Origin of the sequence: Saccharibacillus alkalitolerans (assembly GCF_011090185.1) — a bacterium.
GTDB classification, from domain to species: domain Bacteria; phylum Bacillota; class Bacilli; order Paenibacillales; family Paenibacillaceae; genus Saccharibacillus; species Saccharibacillus alkalitolerans.
The window spans coordinates 275353-294694 of the sequence record NZ_JAAFGS010000003.1; the positions used below are offsets into that span (position 1 = coordinate 275353).

Here is a 19342-nt window from a genome sequence, read left to right on the forward strand (position 1 = left end):
CATTTTGATGTCCTATCCTCTCTATCTTTGGTTATCAAATACGCATATACTTTGAAAGTTACAGAGATAACCTTAAGAAACGCTTATATCAATTCTTAAAAATTCTTAAGTGCGGTTCAGATCGCACAGCGAAACAAGGTAAAATAAGGCGTGAGAGTACCGAGAAATCATTCCGGGTATGGAGGAACATTCGTGGAAGATCCGAAAACCGTTTTAATTGCCGACGACAACCGTGAAATCAGAGAGATCGTCCGGGTACTGCTGGAAAGCGAAAACTTCGAAGTGATCGAGGCCGTGGACGGCGAAGATGCCGTAAATAAAGTGGACGAACGAATCGACCTGGTTATTCTCGACATTATGATGCCCGTCAAGTCCGGTTTCAAAGCCTGCATGGACATTCGAAAAAAAACGAGCGCGCCGATCCTTTTTTTAACCGCAAAAACGCAGGATTCGGATAAATATATGGCTTTTTCCGCGGGAAGCGACGATTATATGTCCAAGCCTTTTTCCTACACGGAATTGGTCTACCGGGTGAAAGCCCTATTGAGACGCTACTATGTATATCGGGGAAAGGAAACGGCCGAACCTTCTTCGAGCCGCATTCAAATACGGGATTTGATTCTGGATACCGGCTCCCGCGAAGTGTTCGTAGACGGAAACGAGATTCTGTTGACCGATATCGAATATCAAATTTTGCTGCTGATGGCTCAAAATCAAAGAAAGATTTTTTCGGCGCAAAATTTGTACGAAAGCGTATGGAAGGAGCCTTACTTTTACAGCTGCAACAATACCGTAATGGTCCATATCCGCAACTTGAGAAAAAAGACGGAAAGCGATCCCCAGGACCCGAAGTTGATTAAAACGGTATGGGGAAAGGGGTATCGCATTGAATAGGCCTGTTTTTCGTTTGAAATTAAAGTTCAAGCTTCTTATCGTTCTCCTGGTTTCCGTTATATTGTCGATATCGCTCTTTTTGATTCTGCAAACCGCCGGAACCAATTTGCTCGATCGGCATTTCGCTCGTCCCTCGTTCATCGCGGAGCAGAATCAAAGAACGAAAGCGCAGCTGTCCCAGTATATTGCGCAGAATCGGCTGAGCATTACGGACCGGGATCGGCTAAGCGATTGGGTCAGCAAGAAAAAGTACGTGACCATTTATATTTATCAAAACAAACAGCTCGTCTACGCTTCCGACGGACACAGCGTCGAATCCCAAGGACTGGGTTCCGAGCCTTTCGTCCCCGACGATTCCCTGTACGACCTCCGATTTTCCGATGCCGATACCCAGCTGTATCTGGAATCGTACTTCGAATATAAGTATTACAATATCGCGACTTTCTCCTGCTTGGCCGCTTCTTCCGCCTTTTTCTTGTTTCTGATGCTGCTGTTTATCAACACCAAGACGTCCTACGTCGAAATTTTGGAAAACGAGATCAAAATTTTGGAAGGCGGCAATCTGGAATATCCGATCACGATCAAAGGAACGGACGAGCTTGCTTCGCTCGCGCAGAGCGTCAACGAAATGAGGAAGTCTTTCATAGAGCGCTTGGAAAACGAAGAGCAGGCCCGAAATGCCAACAACGAGCTTGTCACGGCGATGTCGCACGACTTGAGAACGCCGCTCACGGCGCTGATCGGATATTTGGACATTATTCAGTACCGCAAATACAAGACGGAAGAACAGCTCTTCAATTACATTGCCAACAGCAAAGATAACGCTTATCGGATCAAGCACCTGTCGGATCAGTTATTCGAATACTTTATTTTGTCTTACAGCCAGAACGATCCTCCCGAACTCAAAGAGTACGACGGCGGCCAACTGCTCGATCAATTCATCGGCATTCATTCCCCTCTGCTGGTCGATGAAGGATTCCTTTTTACGTTCATCCCGTGCGAAATGCCTTTTACCGTGAGCGTTCACGTCATGTCCATGCAGCGGGTTTTCGACAATCTGTTCTCCAATGTGCTGAAGTATGCCGACAAAGGCCATGAAGTCCGCGTTCAATGTACGCTGCACGGCGAACAACTCCATATCGATGTCGAAAATCGAATCGATCCGAATACCGAAAATGCCGACAGCAACGGTATCGGAATCAAAGTGTGCGAAAAAATCGTCCAAAACCATAAAGGAAATTTCGAAGCCGCAAAAACAGACGATATGTACCGCGTAAGAATCTCCCTGCCCGTCCATTCGAACGGTTAGCGAAGCAAGGACGCACGAAAAAACCGACGCCTGTATAGGGCGTCGGTTTTTTATCGGAAATGCCAATTGTTCGCAAATTAAGCCGTTCGGCCGGCTGTTACTTCTGGTCTTCGTCTTCGCCTGTCGCTTTCGGAGAAGGCTTGGCCGTCCACTCGTCCGCCTGCGTCTCGACGTTTTGTCCTTGTTCTTTTCTGTGTTTTTCCATCAACGTGTCTTCGCCTGCGCTCTGTTGATTCGGATCTTGGTTTGGATCTGTCATGTTGGTTTCCTCCTCAGCGTGTTCTGGTATTGTTGCTCGACATCCTATCATTACCCGCTGGAGCAGGAGACAAACATCCATTTTTCGTCAGGTCTTTTTTCGGCTTTGCGGCGGCGCCCCTCAGACTTCGGACGACTTCGCAGAGAGCCAGGCGCGTCCCCCGCGCCATTCGACGTCGACCGGGAGTTCGAAAAAGTCGGACAGCCGCTCGCTGCTGAGAATCTCTTCCGAACGTCCTTGAGCGAATACGCGTCCGCGCCGGATCAGCAGCGAATGCGAGAAAAGCGGGGAAATCTCTTCGATATGATGCGTCACCAGCAGCAGCGTCGGCGCGTCGGCGCGCGAAGCCAGCCCATTGATGCTTTGCAGCAGCGCTTCCCGCGAAATGAAGTCCAGCCCGTTGCTCGCCTCGTCGAGAATCAGCAGCTTGGGCGACGCCATCAGCGCTCGGGCGATCAGCAGCTTCTGCTTCTCGCCCTGGGAGCAAGTCTGGTAAGCGCGTCCGATCAAATGGGCACATCCGAGGTCGCGCATCAGCTCTTCGGCTCGGACGCGGTCATCCTCTTCGATGCCGGCGTACAGGCCGATCGAAGCATGCCGGCCGCTGATCACGATCTCGAGCGCCTGCTCGTTCGGCCGGATTTTCTCCTGCAGCGAAGAGCTGACCCAGCCGATCGATTTTCGCAGCTCGCGCAGATCCACCGTTCCGAACTTATGTCCCAACACCGAGATCTCGCCGGTGGTCGGCCACATGTAACCGTTGATCATGTTCAGAATGCTCGTTTTGCCCGACCCGTTGAGACCCAATACGGCCCAGTGCTGCCCGGACTCGACCCTCCAGTCGATGTTACGCAAAATTTCGTTGTCCCCGCGCCTCCAGGAAACGCCTTTCAGTTCGATTACGGCCGTCACTTTCTTTCCTCCTTTAAAGCATCAGTCCCTTAATCGTAGCGCAGGCCGAATGAAATTGTAAAGTTCCGCCGCACGAAAAAAGACCGCCTATCGGCGGTCTTAAAGCTCTCCTCGAAAGTTACGCAGGCGCGTGAAGCGAGCCGGCTCTGAGAGAAATTCTTTAGCATATGCTTCCGAAGCGGCTTTCTACGAAAGCCTGTACTTCACTGAATTTCTCTCTCCACCGTCTCACTTTTAGCTGCTTTGGACTTTCAAAGCACGTTGAAGAGCGCCGTTCGGCGGTCTTTTTCGGATATTATGATTTATCATTCAACATCGACCTGCTTGTTGAGCAGCACTTCTTCGAATTCGCAGCCGAACGTCCGCTCCGCCGACAGCAGGGAAATGCCCAGTTCCGACCAGCTTCTTCCCATATCAGGCTCCTCCTTTATGCTCGGTTCAGCTTCGCAAATGCTCCTGCGCATTCGTGAAGACGATCCGTTTGCGCGAACCGTCGATTCTCCACAAATGGACGCCCGTATCCCCCGTCGCGAGCGACATTTCCGTCCGGAACGGCAGATTCATCAGACTGTGGAAGAGCATGTTGATCATGCCGCCGTGCGAGACGATGCAGATGCGGTGCAGATCGGACCTGCCTTGATGCGCGAACAGCAGCTTGGATAAAAAAGCTTCCGCGCGTGCCCGAAACTCGATCTCCGATTCCGTCTCCCCGAACGTATCGTGAGGCTGCCTGCCTCCCGGCGGAAGCGGATAGAGTACGCGCCCTTCCTCCCGCTTCAATCCGGCCAGCAGGCCGTTATCCCATTCCATCAGATTCGGATCGTAATCGACCGCGAGGCTGCACTCCTGCGCGATCGCCTCGGCCGTCCGCGCCGCTCGCTTCAGCGGACTGGCGAGAATCTCGTGAGGACGATACCGCTTGGCGATCCAGGCAGCCGCGAGGCCCGCCTGCCGTTCGCCGAGCGGCGTCAATTCAAAGTCCGCCCGGCCTTCGTGGCGGTCTTCCAAATCCGCCTGCGACTCGCCGTGCCGCACGACCAACAGTTCTATCATTCCGTTTCATCCCCCAATATGCGCTGAACGCTGTAATGAACCAACTATCGTTATTTTCGGCCCTTTTTCCGGTTCGATGAATCGCCGAAATCTATCATGAATTTTTCATATGTATAATTTTTATTATAGGAAAGCAATCAATCCAGCCATACCGGACGTTCCGGTTCGCGAAGATATTCGAACATCGCCTTAACCTGCCGTTCGGTGTTGCGCTCGACCGAAAGCGGAGGCAGTTCGTCTTCGCCGAAAAATCCGGTTTCGCTTGTCTCCAGGGTCGCGGCCGCTTCCCCTCCGGTAATCTCGCAGCGAATAAACATCTTGTAGACGTGAAAAGGGGACACCGGGTGATCGTGAAACTTTTTGTCCAGCACGGCCAGCAGCCTGCCCGCTTCCGCCGTATACCCGGTCTCCTCGCGGATTTCCTTGACCACGTTCTCTTTGGCCGACAATCCGATATCCGCCCATCCTCCCGGCATCGCCCAGGCTCCGTCGAGCCGTTCGCGCACCAGCAACATTTTATCGGCCCGGAAAATAACGCCGCGCACGTCGACTTTCGGAGTTGCGTATCCGGTCTCCCCGGCAAACAGCTCGCGCAGCCGCTCCGTCTCCACGCCGGTATACTCGTGCATGATCTCCAGACTCAGCGTTCTCAGCATCTCGAATCGCTCCAGATCGTAGACGTCCCGGGAATATTCGAGCCCCGCCTGGCTGATCGCCTGGATCTGCTTGGCCCACTCCAACCATTTCGGCTGCATCGTACCCCTCCTCGCTTTTTAAGCTGCTCTGCGCTCATACCGTTAAACTTCGGGACGAAGAGGAGCGATTCCTCTTTTTCCCCGATCGCAAAAAAAGAGCCCTTCCGGAATCGTTCCGGAAAGCTCTTTCGTCGGCGGCCGGCAGCAGCCCTGTCCCGTCCGGCACCGCCCCGTCAACCCGTATCAAATAAACACTTCTTCGACCGACAAGTTCCGTTCGCGCGACAAATCGTGGAACAAATCCCCGACCCGTACGAGCGGTTTGAAGATGTCCGACGGGTTGTTCAGAATGATCGTTCCCGTCTCGCCGCTGCTCAGCCGAACGCTTTTGCCGAGCAGGTTCGACATCAGATGCTGGACGAGCGCCTGCACCGGCTTTTCGTTCAGCTTGCCGAAGCCCAGTTCGTGCACTTCCCGCAGGATGTCGAGCAGAGGACGCTTCGGTTCGCCTTTTTTGCTCTCCGACAGTCTCAAATATGTATCGGCTACCGCCACGATTTGCGAATACGGATGAATATCCGGCTTGGTCAGTCCCTGAGGGTATCCCGAACCGTCTTCCCGTTCATGATGCTGCCAGGCCACGAGCGCCGTCGTCTCGTCGTCCATGGAATTTTTGATCACGTCGTAACCCAGCTTCGCATGCTTGCGCAGCTCCTGGAGATCGTACTCCGTCAAATAATCCGTCCGGTTGCGAATGGTCGGGGAAATCTTGCTCTTGCCGATGTCGTGCAGATAGCCGGCTTTGCTGATCGCATAGCATTCCTCGCGCGAATAACCGAGCCATGTCGCCATGTAATAAGAAAGCATGCCGACCTGCATCGAGTGATTGTACAGGCTTACATCTTCGCGCTCCAGCACGAGCAGAAGCGATACAATGTCGCGATGTTCGTCCACGGTGCGCAGAAGCGGCTCAAGCTGCAGATCGACCGCTTCCTGATCGAATTTGCCGCTGGTCAGCGCTTCGAGGAAAATGGACTGGTAGCCGCGGATCGCCAGCTCGATATGGCTCTGCATCGCGGCGCTGAGCACGCCGATTCCGGTCTGCGTTCCCCGCGGCTCGATCTCGACGTAGTCGACCTTGTGGCGATCCAACAGATCCGTCTCTTCCCCTTTGATTACCGTGCCTTTCGGCAGTACGTGCAGCCCTGCCGGACTGAACGTGTCGTCTTTCAGCATATCGCCGTGCTGAAGCTCCGTTACATGGATGCGCAATGGACAATCCCCCCTGGATTTACTTAACCAAATTCCTTTTACAAAAAATATCGGACAAAAAAAGTTTTTTATTAGCAAGCTTGGAGGAATGACGACTTTAGTCCGGCAAAAAAGCCGATAAATAAGGCAAATCGACTATTGGTCTATGAGAAATAATGGAACTTATTAGGATGCATTATAGATTACGGACACCGTAAACAGCTAAAAATAACGTTCGCTCTTTCCGATAATTGGAATATACTAGAACTTATCAGTCGTCTGGAAGGAGGCTGCCGCATGCTTCAAGCTTGCCTGAACGGCACGCGAACCCGGAAAGATCATCCGGCCGTTCCCTGTACCCCGTCGGAAATCGCCGCGGATGCCGCGAAAGCGATCCGTGCCGGGGCGGCCGAACTGCATATTCACGTGCGCAACGAACGGGAAGACGAGAGCCTCGAAGCGGAAGACGTGGCCCGGACGCTGTCGGCCGTTCGCGAACGTCTGCCCGGCGTTCCGGTCGGCATCTCCACGGCCTGGCCGATTCTGCCCGACAGCGCCGCCCGTATGAACCGGCTGCGTTCCTGGCAGGTGCTGCCCGATTATATTTCGGTCAACATTCACGAACCCGACGCCGAATGGATCGTAATGGCGGCGCAGGCGCGCGGCATCGGCGTCGAAGCGGGACTGCGCAGCGAAGCCGACGCCGAACGATTCGCCGCCATGCCCGGACGCGACGAATGCCTGCGGGTATTGATCGAGATCGAGGTTCCCGATCCCGGCCGGGAATCGGCGGCGGTCCGCCGAATCCGCGGCATTTTGAAGCGAGCCGGCTGCAGACTGCCCATTCTGCTGCACGGAGCCGAAGTCACGATGTGGCCGATGTACATAGAAGCGCTTCTTCACGGATTCGACAGCCGGATCGGCTTCGAAGACGGCAGCATGCTTCTGTCGGGAGTGACCGCCAGGGACAACGAAGAGCTGATCCGGACGGCCAAGCTGATCGAACAGCGTTTTTAAGATAAAACGACCGCAGACCGGCCTGTCTTCTCCATGTCTATCGCTGTATGCCGAACAGCCCCGAAATCCGTTCTCTCGAACGGATCTCGGGGCTGTTCTGATAAAGGCCGAAAATAATCGGCCTATCGGTTATACGACCGCCGTCAGCAGGTAATCCCCGCCTTGAACAGACGTTTCCGTCGTCTTAAGGACATCCAGATAATCGGCCGAATTGGTAACGATCACCGGCGTGGCCGTCACGTAGCCGGCCGCCTTGATCTGCTCGAGATCGAACTCTAGCAACAGCTGCCCGGCTTCTACCCGATCGCCTTCTTTGACTTTCTTGTCGAAAAACTGTCCTTTCAGACGGACCGTATTGACGCCCACGTGGATCAGCAGCTGCGCGCCGCCGTCCGTCGTGATGCCGATCGCGTGACCGGTCGGGAATACGGTCGTTACCGTTCCCGCCGCGGGAGACGTCAGGCGGCCCGACGACGGATCGATGACGATGCCCTGACCCATCGCGCCCGAGGAGAAGGCCGGGTCCGGAATGCTGCTCAGGGGCTGAATCGTCCCTTCCAGCGGGCTGACGATCACTTCTTTTTTCAACAGGCTGTCCGACGAATCGGAGACCGCTTCCTCCGGACGAATTGCGGCCGGTTCTCCGTCTTTCGTGCGTGCCGGAACCGGCGCGGTATCCGCTGCCGGCTCTTTGAACAAGAACAGGTTCAGCAGCGCCGCCAGGGCGAAGGCGACGAAGATGCCGATGACGGTCGTGGCGAAGCCCGTACCGACGTAAGCCGGAATGGCAAGCACGCTCGGCAGCGCGAACGAAATGGCTCGTCCGCCGCCGGCCCCGATAATGGCCGCGCCGATCGCGCCGGAAATGCAGGCCAGAATGAACGGCTTTTTATATTTCAGCGTAATGCCGTAAATGCCGGGCTCGGTAATTCCGAAAATGCCGGCCAGCGTCGACGAACCCGACAGCGCTTTGAGGTCGCGGTCTTTGGCTTTGAGGAAAATGCCGAACAGCGCGCCGGCCTGAGCCAGCACCGGAGCCGCCAGCATCGGCAGCATCGTATCGTAGCCGATGGTGCCCAGGTTGCTGAGCATGATCGGCACGAATCCCCAGTGAACGCCGAAGATCACGAAGACCTGCCAGAATCCGCCCGCGATCAATCCCGCGACGATCGGGCTCAGGTTATACAGCCAGGTGTAGCCGCTGGCCAGACCTTCGCTGATGATGTTGCCGACCGGACCGAATGCCAGGAACGTCAGCGGAACGACGACGAGCAGCGTCAGCATCGGCACCAGAATGTTCTTGACCGATTGATGCACGAACGAGGCGAAGAACTTCTCGACGTAAGACTGCACCCATACGGCCAGAATGACCGGGATAACCGTCGACGTGTACGTCACGAGCACGATCGGAATGCCGAAGAAATTAAGGGCGGTCCCGGCCTCCTGCGCCGCCGCGATCGCCGGATAGACCAGCGCGCCCGCGATGGCGACGGAGACGAACGTATTCGTCTTGAAGCGGCGCGACGACGTGATGGCCAGGAAGATCGGCAGGAACGTGAACACGCTGTCGGAAGCGGCGTTCAGGATCAGATAGCTGCCGGATTCCTCCTGAATCCATCCCATTACGAGGAACAGCGCCACAAGGCCTTTGAGCACCCCGGCTCCGGCCAGAGCGCCGAGCAGCGGCGAGAAAATGCTGGAGATCATGTCGACCGCGCGGTTCAGCCAGCTGCCTTTTTCTTCGTCCTGCCCGCCGCCGTCCGTGCTTTCGGCGTCTTTAAGACGGGTCTGACTCATCATGCTTTTGAATACTTCGGGCACGTTGTTGCCGATGACGACCTGGAATTGGCCGCCGCTCTCGACGACGGTGACGACGCCCGGCGTGTTGTTCAAGCCTTCCTTATCCGCTTTGGCGGTATCTTTCAATTTGAAACGAAGACGGGTCGCGCAGTGGAACACGGAACTGACATTGTCTTCCCCGCCTACCCCTTCGATCACTTTTTTAGCGATTTCTTGGTCTTTCGCGTTCATGATTATGCCTCCTCGCTGGATTGCCTTGCTGTAAGGTGGACGAATCTTTCGAGTTCGCTCTGCTGCGTTTTGGTTGGAGCAAAAACGGCGCCGGCTGCCCTTTTGCCTTCTTAAAACGCAGAAAAACCTGAACTCGTGACCGAACAGACGCCATCCTTAGGGATCGACGTTCGTTCTCTCACCAGTTCAGGTTTTGCCTGCATGACCAGTTACACCCTGTTTCCGATTGGAGATAAACCGTATTCGATTGTCCGCCTAAATGCCTCTGTTCTGAGACATTCTATTCCTCGCCGCGCGTCGTGATCCGCTGGATATGGATGGTGAGATACACGTATTCGTCTTTGCTGAGCGCCTGATGATACGTGCTCTGTAGGTAATCGTCGATCTTTTTGACGCAGTCGAACGCTTTGGCATAGCTTTTGCGCACCTGCTCGTACAAAAAATCTTCTCCGCTCTCGTGCACTTCCTTGCGCAGCAGCCGCATCGAGAAGTACTGGAGATGCGTCAGAAAGCGCGAATAGCTCAATGAAGATTCGTCGAGCACGATGCCGTAATGATACGTCACGATGTTCAGAATATGGTGCACAATCTCCGTCATTTCCATCGTCAAACGCATTTCCGCCCCGTCCGTTCTCGCATTGACGATATGCAGGGCGATGAAGCCCGCTTCGTCCTCCGGCAGCTTGACGCCGATCTCGTCTTCGATCATCCGAAGCGCGTCCTGCCCGATCTCGTACTCCTTCTTGTAGAAGCGCTTGATCTCGAACAGCATGGCGTTCTTGAATTCGATTCCCTTTTTCTGACGCTCGATCGCGTACGAAATATGATCGGTCAGCGACAGATAGATGTTGTCGTTCAATTCTTCGCCCAGCACCCGGCCCGCGTGTTCGACAATGGCCTTGACCGTTTCGAGATGGGTCACGGGAATCTCGTTCAGCAGCTCGGTCAGGCGCGCCGTCAATTCGTTGGTATTCAGCATGAAAATTTTATCGATCTTGTGTTCATCGACCTCGTCGCCGATTACCTTGTTGAAAGAAATGCCCCGACCCATTACGATGACCTCTTTCCCTTTGGCATTGCGGGTCAGCAGCACATTGTTATTCAGCACTTTTTCAATAATCATCGTTCTTCACTCCCGACTGCATTTCCGCGTTTCCGGCGGCCCGGCTTCTCTTCCGCCGCAATGTGGCTATAAAAAAAGCCTAAGTTAATGCAAATATCATCAAGTCGAAATGGAATCCACCTCGAGTTAATAATATTTGAGTTAACTTAGGCATTGCCCGCATGACCGGTCACAATCCTGTTGTTAGGCCCATTGTAACATAAGGGATAAAGCGATTACAAGATAGGTACTCACTTTTTTTCTAAAAAGTTTCGCGACGTGCGTTCGCCTCAGTCCAGCCTCCTGCGAAAGCCGCGCACGTCTTCCGTATAGCCCAGCGATTCGTAGAAGGCATGCGCTTCTTTGCGGAAACCGCTCGAGACGAGCAGCGAGTACGCGCAGCGGTTTTCCCGTGCGATCTCCTCCAGCTTCTCCATCAGCAGACGCCCCACCTTGCGGCCGCGGAACGCATCCGACACGATCACGTTCTCCACGACCATGAACGGACGGCAGCCGCCGATCAGGTCGTAACAGACGATGCCCATCACGCTGCCGGCCAACCTTTCTTCCTCGAAAGCTCCCAGCAGAACATAACGTTCGTCGGCCGCGATCGCCGCAAAGGGATCCCGCATCGCTTCCGGCGACGACTTCTCTTCAACCAACTCTCCGTATAAAGCCGCCAGCGGCGGCAGGTCTCGGGCCTCCAGCTTACGAATATCGATCATGATTCATTCCTCGCTTCCTTTAGAACCTCCCCGTTCACGGGCCGACTTCCTTCATGGTCGGAATTTCTTCCGTTTCCGTCAGCGGAGCCTTATCCGAAGAAAAAGCGGCCAGCTTTGTCCCGCCGTTCCCGCCGGGAAGCGGACGAATCGGCGCCGGCGCGCTGCCCCGGCGTTCCTCCGGGCGGAAAAATTCGACGGCCAAAATGACGATGCCGAACGCGAACATCAGCACGCCGACCGCGAAAGGAAGTCCCAGCGCCATGCTCTGCTTCAGGTCCGCTTCGTACGGCCCTGATCCGAAGATCGCATACCATACCCGCGTTCCTTCCCAGGAGGAAAGGTTGGGCACGAAGAGCGCGGCCGCCACAAAAATGCATCCCGTAATCCATGTTCCGGCCAGCGTCAGCACGCTGCCTATTATTACTTTTTTCATCGTCTGTCCCCCTTGGACGTGACTTCAAAACTTTAAAACTTCAAAACTTTTCCGCTTAACCGTTCTTTTTATGCCTGAATCCCGTCCCGACAGCGGCGTCCGCGGCGAAAGCGGCCGCGATGCCGACCGTATAACGCGCCAGATCCGCCGTCAGGAAGCCCCGTCCGAGAATCAGCGCCCCCAAAACCGTATGCCGCAGTCCGTCGATCCACGGCGCCCGGTACATTTGGCTGAATTCGATCCCGAAGCTCAACAGCAGCGCGCACAGCGCGCAGAGGCTCCGGCGCCGTTCCGGCAGCAGCAGGCGAACCCCCAGATACACCATCGCCGCCCACAGCGCATCTCCGGCATTCGCCGCCAAAAAATCCGGCAGCGACGCCGCGTACGCGCGCGAAGCGAGTCCCGACAGCATGACGGCGAGCGCAGCCGCCAGATAAATCCCTCGCTTCCTGAGATGCAAACGCCGGCGGTGCCTACGGCGGCGATCCGCCCTCATGGCCGCTCCGCCTCCGTGTCGTATTCCACAATCTCCGCATGGGCGATATCCGTGCGGCCGATCAGCGTGCCGAAGAGCGTGCCGTGGCCGGCGGCGATCACTTTCGAATAACCCGAATAGCGCTCCAGCACGCCGCGAAGACGCTTGAGCAGCTGTTCCCGGCTTTCCCACAACCGGCTCTCGCCGTCCGGGTACACGCCGCCGCAGCGGTTATATTCGTCGCGCAGCTCGCGCATCCGTTCTTCGCTGTCGTACTCGAACGTCAGATCCGGCTGCCATTCCCTTAGATCGTATTCGACTTTCAACTCCAAATCGAGCTTCCGCGACAAGACGGCCGCCGTCTGCATCGCGCGCGTGTACGGCGACGAGAGAATCAGCTCGGCGCCCTTCAAGCGGGGGTCGCCTGCCGTTTCCGCCGCCTGCCGCGCCCCCTTCTCCGTCAAGGGCACCAGATCCCGACCGTTTCCTTTCAGATTCAGCGGCTTATACGTATGCCAGTCCGGCTCTCCGTGCCGGATCAAATAAAAAATCGTCAACGCTGCTCACCTTTTCGTTTCGCTTTCGGCGCGGTTCCGCGAAAACCCGTTTGACGGTAACCGGCGTCCAGCCGAGTTGTCCTGCCCCATTCGACCATTGACCGACAGAATGACATTTATGCGCGGCGGCACGTCGTCTTCCTCATAGTCGGGTCTTGTTTCCACTCTACCGTTCTCCCGATGAAAAAGGAAGCGCCGTTTGTACCAAAAGCTTGCCTGATTGCCTACGGATCGTCGCCCCTTCTTTCAAACCTGCTTTTTTCATATTTTTTACATAACTATGTCTGTCATTTCACATTCATGCCTATACTTGAACATATGTTCAATTGTATTCGGACAGAAAAATGAAGCGGAACGGTTGAGCAAAACGAGTTAGAGACGCATACATAACAGAGGAGGATTTTAAGATGAACAGCTTGTTGAAAAAAGGACTTCCCGCCGTGTTGGGTCTGGCAATCGCGACCGTACCCGCACTGACGGGAGCAGCCGCCCCGGCAAAAGCACCCGCTCCGGCGGACGGAACGGTCAAAAACATCATTTTCCTGATCGGGGACGGCATGGGTCCTTCGTATACGGCGGCCTACCGTTACATGAAAGACAAAGCGTCCACTCCGCTGATGGAAAAAACGGCTTTCGATCCGTATCTGGTCGGGATGCAGACCACTTACCCGGAAGACGAGCACCAGAATATTACCGACTCCGCCTCCGCGGCGACCGCGATGTCTGCGGCCGTCAAGACTTATAATGCCGCGATCGCCGTCGACAACGACAAGACCGAAGTCAAAACGGTGCTGGAACAAGCCAAGGAAAACGGCATGTCCACCGGACTCGTGGCCACTTCGGAAATTACGCACGCCACGCCTGCCGCCTTCGGCGCGCATGATATCAGCCGCAAAAACATGGACGCGATCGCCGACGACTATTTCGACGAAATGATCGGCGGCAAGCACAAGATCGACGTCATGCTCGGCGGCGGCAAGTCCAACTTCGTCCGCAAAGACCGCGACCTGACGGCCGAGTTCAAAAAAGCCGGTTTCGGCTACGTGACCGACCGCAAGAGCCTGCTCGCCAATAAAGACGGGCAGCTGCTCGGCCTGTTCGCCGACGGCGGTCTCGACAAAATGATCGACCGTACTTCCGCCACTCCTTCGCTCAAAGAAATGACGAACGCCGCGATCGACCGGCTGAGCGACAATGACAAAGGCTTCTTCCTGATGGTCGAAGGCAGCCAGATCGACTGGGCCGGCCACGACAACGATATCGTCGGCGCCATGAGCGAGATGGCGGATTTCGAGAGCGCCTTCCAGGCCGCGATCGATTTCGCCAAAAAAGACGGCCATACGCTCGTCGTCGCGACGGCCGACCATTCCACGGGCGGTCTGAGCCTCGGCGCGAACGGCGAATACAATTTCGATGTGGCGCCGATCAAAGCGGCCGTGCACACGCCGGATTACATGGCGGCCAAAATCGCGGCCGGCGAATCGGTCGACAGCGTGCTGAAGAAAAACATCAAGCTGAAGCTGACGGCGGAAGAGCGTACTTCGGTCAAAACGGCTGCTGCGACCAAAGACGTCACGGCGATCGACAACGCGATCGAAAACATCTTTAACGTCCGCTCGTTCACCGGCTGGACGACGGGCGGACATACCGGCGAAGACGTGCCGGTCTACGCTTACGGACCGAGCAGCAGCCGTTTTGCCGGGCTGATCGACAACACGGACAACGCGAAAATCATCTTCGAACTGCTGGGCGGCAAACCGACGCGCTGAACGGCAGGCGAACGCCGACCGAAATAGACAGGCTTGACCCGAAAACGGGCGTTACGCGGCTTAATCGCCGCCGTAACGCCCGTTTGCCGTCCTATTCGGCCGCCCTACCGCATAAGGAAGCGGCCGTCAAGCTCGGGGCTGGCGCCGGGCGCGTCTGCGCCGGACCGCCAACCGCGCGATGCCGAACCCGGTCGCGGCGGCGAATAACACGACGGCCCACAGATAAGATCGAATCCATGTGCCGAACGACATTCCGGCCGACGGCTCGGCCGGCTCGCCCAGTTTCTGCAGAATGTCGGGCTGCGTGCCGGCAAGATACAGTGCGTTTCCGGAACAGAGGCTTGTCGTCAGCTTGTCGCCGCTGCGCTTCGCCAGAACGATATATCGGTAATCTTCGCGAAAATCCGCCCCGCAGGCGTCCGTACCCGCGGCCGTCGACACGGTCACTTTCTCGCGAACTTCCCCTTTCCAGGCCCCCTCCACTTCGAATACGTAATCGACCGGATCGCCGGAAGAGCGGACGCCGAGCAGGTTCGGCAGGCTGTCCTGACGCTTAACGACGGTACCGGAGAAGATCAGGTCCGCGAAATCGATCTGCTCGCTGCCTTCCGAGCCGAACGCGCAGCTGCAAGCATATGCCGGCTTCGGCGATGCTGTCAGTCCCGCGAGAACCCCGGTCGCGATAAGCAGCAGCGCCAGAAGCGCAGCAGCGCGGCTCTGCGGCTTATTGAGCCCCGGCCTGCCTCCTTCGCAGAAACGCCTTCTTTTCCCCATTGCTTCGACCTCCTTGTCGATGCTTCCTTTTTCTTCTAGACGTCAAAAAGGAGGCGCAAGTTGCGCCTCCTTCGTCGTTTACCACAGCGGCTCCAGCCAGTCGCAGCGACGATCCGGCTCTCTCCGCGTAAAAACATTCGCGGCGATGTCGTCCGCGAACGCGATATTGATCGTCCGCAGCTCGTACCGATGGCCCGCTTCTTCGACATGCCTGCCGTTGATCCGAATTCGGCCGTATTCCCCGGCCGCCAGTTCAAAAACAAGCTTCTCCAGCAGGACGCTTCGTCCGTCCGTTCGCACCGGCTTGCCGAATTCCGGCACGTACCGCAGCCTGACGGACAATCGTCCATCCCGAAGCTCGGGCAGCACGCCGGCCATCAGCCGTCCGTCGACCGGACTGCCCGGCTCCGGCAGCGGCAGTACCTCCTGTTCGCTTTGCAGCGGCCGAAATCCGTCCGTCGTCTGCCGGAACGCCAGACGCTGCAGCAGCATTCCGCCGCTCTCCGTGCGGGACGCCTCCGCTTCCGTTCGGCGGCTTGGCAGGACAGGCAGCGCATAACTTCGAGGATGCCGGCTGCGCGGCGAAGCGTAAGGCTCGCCGCGCGTCTCCTTCGTCCATTGCAGCAGAATAGATTGGATCGCGATCACGGGCTTATCGCCTCCGATCCTGCGCGGCCCGGCTTCGGCTGTCGGCGCGGGCAGCGGCGGAATGCGTCCGCTTGCCCGCCCTTGCGCCCCGCTTTTTCTCCGGGCCGACAGCCAGCCGATATCCGATATAGCCGATCGTGGCTCCGATCCCGTTCAGGATCAAATCGTCCACGTCCGCCACTCCCGCTCCAGAGAATCCCTGCGCCAGTTCCAGCAGCAGAATCAGCAGCAGAAAGCGCAGAATGAATCCGAAATAGTTCCGGCATTTGCGGAACAGAATCGGGAACAGGATGCCGAACGGCACGAATACCGCCACGTTGCCGGCCAAATTGATCAGCGGAGCCCGCAGATTGTCCCATCCGGCGGAACGGGTGAACAGCCGAATCGTCTCGAACGGTTCGGCATTGTAGCGAAACGGTTCGTCCAGGCCGATATGCGCCGAACGGCCGAATCCCCAGAACATCCAGTAAAGCAGCACTCCGCCGTAGCCGAGCAGCAGCAGGCCCGCCAGCAGCTTGAAGGCGATCGTTTTGGCTTTCATCAGCAAAACTCCTTATTTACGCGGCAGCCCGAATAGGGTTATCCGAGCCTGCGCGGTCTTCCTTTTACCGTTCCTTGCGGGCTCGTTCCTTGAGCTCCAACCAGACGGCCGCCATATCGAGTTCGCCTTTGCCGCTGCGAACCGCGTCGGCATACGTCCGGTCGGCGGCCTCGGCCAGCGGCAGCTCGATTCCTTCGTGCTGCGCTTCCGCCGTCAGCAGACCGAGATCTTTCGACAGCAGGCCGACCATGAAGGCGGCCGGGAACTCTTCGTTCATCCACATGTTTTTTTTCGCGGACAGCATCGGCGTACTGACGGCCGATTCGCCGATCATCTCGATCAACTGCTCCCGCTGCAGTCCCGCGGCTTCCCCGATCAGCAGCGCTTCGGAGATGCCCTGCGCCACGACGCCCAGCAGCAGATTGATCGACAGCTTGGCCGAACTGCCCGCGCCGACCTCGCCGAAGACAATCGTCTTTTTGCCGAGCACGTCGAAAAACGGCATGCACCGGTTCACGGCTTCTTCCGGACCGCCGGCCAGAATAACCAGCTGTCCGTTCTCCGCCGGAGCGACCGAGCCGGATACCGGAGCATCGACATAGACGCCGCCGGCTTCCCCGACTCGGCGCGCGAACTCGCGGGCTTCGCCCGGCGAGATCGTGCTCATGTTAATGACGAACGTTCCTTCCGGCAGCCCTGCCAGCAGGCCGCCTTCGCCCTCCAGCACGTTTTCGACGGCCGAACCTTTCGTCAGCATGACGAATACGGCTTCCGCGTCCTGCGCCGCTTCCTTCGGGGAAGCGGCGAGCTCGGCTCCTTTTTCTTCCAGCGGACGCGCTTTTTCCGCCGTCCGGTTGTAGACGCGCACGGAATAACCTGCCGCGAGCAGGTTCCGGGCCATCGGCAGCCCCATATATCCCGTTCCGATCCAAGCCAGTTTCTTCATCGTTCCTCGACTCCTTTTTCCGAAATTCGGCATGTCTTCTTTCTTACAGCATACCCGAATCTTCGGCGGGAGTCATGTTTGCGCGATTTGCGGCTTCCGGTCGGCACGCCAAAAAGCGGCCGTTAGGCCGCCCTTGACTGACGCTATGGCCGCGAAGCCTTCGAAGCCGCTTCCCGCACCGTTTCGATACCGTCCGATTCGGCTTCCGATTCGTTCAGCGGCGCTGCCGGCTCTGCGGGGCTCAGGATCTTCTCGTCTTCTCTTACGTCTTCGCGGTAAAACAATTCGTAATTCAAACGGGAATTGCCGGCGGTCAGGTCACGTCCAGGGCTCGTCCCCCGAAACTCGGCTTCGGGGATTCGGATATGGTACAGCAGCCAGCTGTTCGAAGGCTTATCGAGATAGCTCTCCGATTCCTCCAGAAAATCGTCGATTTTTTCCTGCGCCGCTTCTTTTTCCGCTTCTTCGGTCAGGGCGGCTTTTCCTTTCTCCATGCCTTTCGCGTAAGGGCTCTGCGACGGATCCCGTTTCAGCGTCATCTCGACGTTCACGCTTACGTCGATCCCGACGAATCCGTTTTTCGTTTCTTCGTGTTCGAACTCGAATTTGAAACGATCCAGACTGTAAGTCGGTTCATACTTTCGCGCGATTCGCGCTTGAAGATCTTCCGCCACTTGAACCGCCTCCGCCTCGCTCAAGCCGGTACCTAGATTTTGAATGCTCGGAGCAGCCTCGGCTTGATCGGACGTTTCGGATAGACGGCTCTGCAGGGAGGAATGGGTCTGTACGGTAACGATAGAATAGGAAGGGACCAGGATCAGGGCGGAAAGCGCCAGCGCAGAAAAAAGTTTTTCCATTCAGCGTTCATCCTCTCTTTTACTTTTGTTGGGCAAAATGTTCTTCCGCCTTACTGAACGCGGGTCGCTTCGCAAAAGTTTTCCTTAAAGTTCCAATCAAGCGCTTCTCCAATCGCTGTCCGACGGACCGGGACCGTATCCAAGCAGAGCTTCGTCCGCGGCTTTCAGCAGATCCGATACGAATTCTTCCGGCGAGTCCAGACGGCTGCGCCCGTGCAGATGACGCTCGATGATCCGGTGTCCGCCGTCGCCGACGGACAGAAGCAGCCGTCTGCCCGAATAGCCGATATTTTGCACGGTTATCTGCCGGATCTCGTTCAACGGCACGTACGCCGCCTCGAAGCTGCCGCTTGGCAGCAGCGCGAAAGCCGCCAGGTCGCGGCTTGTGATCGCCAGAACGGTCGCATCCGCACGCAGCTCGTTCCAACTTTCGAAATCTTTATACAGCGCTCGGATTTCCTCGTCGGGCCCGATCGCCCCCGCGTTTCGCAGCTCCGCTTCCGTCTGCGGATCGACGCGCAGATGGCGCTTGATGCGCGGCTTGATATAGAACTGGATCGACAGAAATACGACCAGCCCGATAAACAGATTCACCGGCCCGCTGCCCGCTCCGAAGAACAGCGCCGCGGCCAGCACGGCGACCGCCGCCCATTGGCTGATCGTCAGCATCCGAAGCTTCTGCTCCCGGGTCCGGCGATACCGCTTGAATCCTTCTCCCGGAACGTACTGCAGCTGATAATGTTCGTTCGCTTTGCCGACGCGCCGCGCGCGGATCAGCACCCAGATGCTGGCTGCGGTCATCAGCAGTCCGGCAAGCATTATTCCGGCTTCCCCTTCGGTTATCGCCAGCGGAATAACCGGCCCGAAAAAAATCAGACCCGCCCAGCCGGTTAATCTCAGTTTCCGTACCTGCTTTTTATAATCGGAAGCCCCCATCATGATTCGTCCCTTCTTGTCGAATGCGTCAGGCAGATTACCCTACGCTTTGTACTCCCTGCTTGCTTTTCCATTTTAACCCTTTCCGCTTTTTCGAAAAAGATATTTTTTCCCTAATCAAAAAAAGAGCGTCCCCTTTTCGGGAACGCTCAACAATC

21 protein-coding genes are annotated in these 19342 nt (G+C 56.6%); 4 read left to right on the forward strand and 17 right to left on the reverse strand.

What is annotated here, in order from left to right; all coding sequences use genetic code 11:
• Nucleotides 1-192: 192 nt before the first annotated feature.
• On the forward strand, nt 193-894 hold the full coding sequence (locus tag GYN08_RS24060; protein WP_166274065.1) for a response regulator transcription factor: 702 nt from the start codon (nt 193-195) through the stop codon (nt 892-894).
• Between the two features lie 79 nt (nt 895-973).
• On the forward strand, nt 974-2203 hold the full coding sequence (locus tag GYN08_RS09980) for a HAMP domain-containing sensor histidine kinase (RefSeq protein WP_166274066.1): 1230 nt from the start codon (nt 974-976) through the stop codon (nt 2201-2203).
• Between the two features lie 97 nt (nt 2204-2300).
• On the opposite strand, the gene GYN08_RS09985 is transcribed toward GYN08_RS09980, so the two are convergent.
• The 5 genes from GYN08_RS09985 to GYN08_RS10005 form a co-directional block, all read right to left on the reverse strand.
• Entirely contained in the window at nt 2301-2462 is a 162-nt protein-coding gene (locus GYN08_RS09985) for a hypothetical protein (protein WP_166274067.1), read from the reverse strand.
• A gap of 120 nt (nt 2463-2582) precedes the next feature.
• Nucleotides 2583-3374 (reverse strand): ABC transporter ATP-binding protein, encoded by a 792-nt coding sequence (locus GYN08_RS09990; protein WP_166274068.1) that lies wholly within the window; start codon nt 3372-3374, stop codon nt 2583-2585.
• A gap of 438 nt (nt 3375-3812) precedes the next feature.
• Nucleotides 3813-4427 (reverse strand): histidine phosphatase family protein, encoded by a 615-nt coding sequence (locus GYN08_RS09995; RefSeq protein ID WP_166274069.1) that lies wholly within the window; start codon nt 4425-4427, stop codon nt 3813-3815.
• A gap of 137 nt (nt 4428-4564) precedes the next feature.
• A complete protein-coding gene (locus GYN08_RS10000) occupies nt 4565-5182 on the reverse strand; it encodes an NUDIX hydrolase (RefSeq protein ID WP_166274070.1) in 618 nt (205 codons plus the stop codon).
• 183 nt (nt 5183-5365) lie between these two features.
• Nucleotides 5366-6394 (reverse strand): HD-GYP domain-containing protein, encoded by a 1029-nt coding sequence (locus GYN08_RS10005; protein WP_166274071.1) that lies wholly within the window; start codon nt 6392-6394, stop codon nt 5366-5368.
• 276 nt (nt 6395-6670) lie between these two features.
• Between GYN08_RS10005 and GYN08_RS10010 the strand changes: the two genes are divergently transcribed.
• Nucleotides 6671-7390 carry a 3-keto-5-aminohexanoate cleavage protein gene (locus GYN08_RS10010; protein ID WP_166274072.1) on the forward strand — a complete coding sequence of 240 codons (720 nt, stop codon included), beginning with the start codon at nt 6671-6673 and terminating at the stop codon, nt 7388-7390.
• Between the two features lie 129 nt (nt 7391-7519).
• Here the strand turns inward: GYN08_RS10010 and GYN08_RS10015 are convergent, their stop codons facing one another.
• The 6 genes from GYN08_RS10015 to GYN08_RS10040 form a co-directional block, all read right to left on the reverse strand.
• On the reverse strand, nt 7520-9421 hold the full coding sequence (locus GYN08_RS10015) for a beta-glucoside-specific PTS transporter subunit IIABC (RefSeq protein WP_166274073.1): 1902 nt from the start codon (nt 9419-9421) through the stop codon (nt 7520-7522).
• A gap of 280 nt (nt 9422-9701) precedes the next feature.
• Nucleotides 9702-10544 (reverse strand): BglG family transcription antiterminator LicT, encoded by an 843-nt coding sequence (gene licT / locus GYN08_RS10020; protein WP_166274074.1) that lies wholly within the window; start codon nt 10542-10544, stop codon nt 9702-9704.
• A 269-nt stretch (nt 10545-10813) separates the two neighbouring features.
• The gene (locus GYN08_RS10025) at nt 10814-11248 is read right to left on the reverse strand and encodes a GNAT family N-acetyltransferase (protein WP_166274075.1); all 435 of its coding nucleotides are present in this window, start codon (nt 11246-11248) and stop codon (nt 10814-10816) included.
• 34 nt (nt 11249-11282) lie between these two features.
• Nucleotides 11283-11681 carry a hypothetical protein gene (locus GYN08_RS10030; RefSeq protein ID WP_166274076.1) on the reverse strand — a complete coding sequence of 133 codons (399 nt, stop codon included), beginning with the start codon at nt 11679-11681 and terminating at the stop codon, nt 11283-11285.
• Between the two features lie 55 nt (nt 11682-11736).
• The gene (locus GYN08_RS10035; RefSeq protein WP_166274077.1) at nt 11737-12177 is read right to left on the reverse strand and encodes a ribosomal maturation YjgA family protein; all 441 of its coding nucleotides are present in this window, start codon (nt 12175-12177) and stop codon (nt 11737-11739) included.
• On the reverse strand, nt 12174-12713 hold the full coding sequence (locus tag GYN08_RS10040) for a histidine phosphatase family protein (protein WP_166274078.1): 540 nt from the start codon (nt 12711-12713) through the stop codon (nt 12174-12176). The genes GYN08_RS10035 and GYN08_RS10040 overlap by 4 nt, the downstream gene beginning before the upstream one ends.
• Nucleotides 12714-13120: 407 nt before the next feature.
• Between GYN08_RS10040 and GYN08_RS10045 the strand changes: the two genes are divergently transcribed.
• Nucleotides 13121-14482: an alkaline phosphatase gene (locus GYN08_RS10045; protein WP_166274079.1), complete on the forward strand. Its 1362-nt coding sequence runs from the start codon at nt 13121-13123 to the stop codon at nt 14480-14482.
• Nucleotides 14483-14608: 126 nt separating this feature from the next.
• On the opposite strand, the gene GYN08_RS10050 is transcribed toward GYN08_RS10045, so the two are convergent.
• The 6 genes from GYN08_RS10050 to GYN08_RS10075 all read right to left on the reverse strand — a co-directional run bounded on the left by GYN08_RS10050 (nt 14609) and on the right by GYN08_RS10075 (nt 19187).
• On the reverse strand, nt 14609-15256 hold the full coding sequence (locus GYN08_RS10050) for a hypothetical protein (RefSeq protein ID WP_166274080.1): 648 nt from the start codon (nt 15254-15256) through the stop codon (nt 14609-14611).
• A gap of 78 nt (nt 15257-15334) precedes the next feature.
• Nucleotides 15335-15904, reverse strand: a complete 570-nt coding sequence (locus tag GYN08_RS10055) for a hypothetical protein (protein ID WP_166274081.1) — start codon at nt 15902-15904, stop codon at nt 15335-15337.
• 4 nt (nt 15905-15908) lie between these two features.
• Nucleotides 15909-16445: a VanZ family protein gene (locus GYN08_RS10060; protein WP_166274082.1), complete on the reverse strand. Its 537-nt coding sequence runs from the start codon at nt 16443-16445 to the stop codon at nt 15909-15911.
• Nucleotides 16446-16509: 64 nt separating this feature from the next.
• A complete protein-coding gene (locus tag GYN08_RS10065) occupies nt 16510-17391 on the reverse strand; it encodes an NAD(P)-dependent oxidoreductase (RefSeq protein WP_166274083.1) in 882 nt (293 codons plus the stop codon).
• A 143-nt stretch (nt 17392-17534) separates the two neighbouring features.
• On the reverse strand, nt 17535-18248 hold the full coding sequence (locus GYN08_RS10070) for a hypothetical protein (protein WP_166274084.1): 714 nt from the start codon (nt 18246-18248) through the stop codon (nt 17535-17537).
• Nucleotides 18249-18344: 96 nt separating this feature from the next.
• Nucleotides 18345-19187: a hypothetical protein gene (locus GYN08_RS10075; protein WP_166274085.1), complete on the reverse strand. Its 843-nt coding sequence runs from the start codon at nt 19185-19187 to the stop codon at nt 18345-18347.
• Nucleotides 19188-19342: the final 155 nt, after the last annotated feature.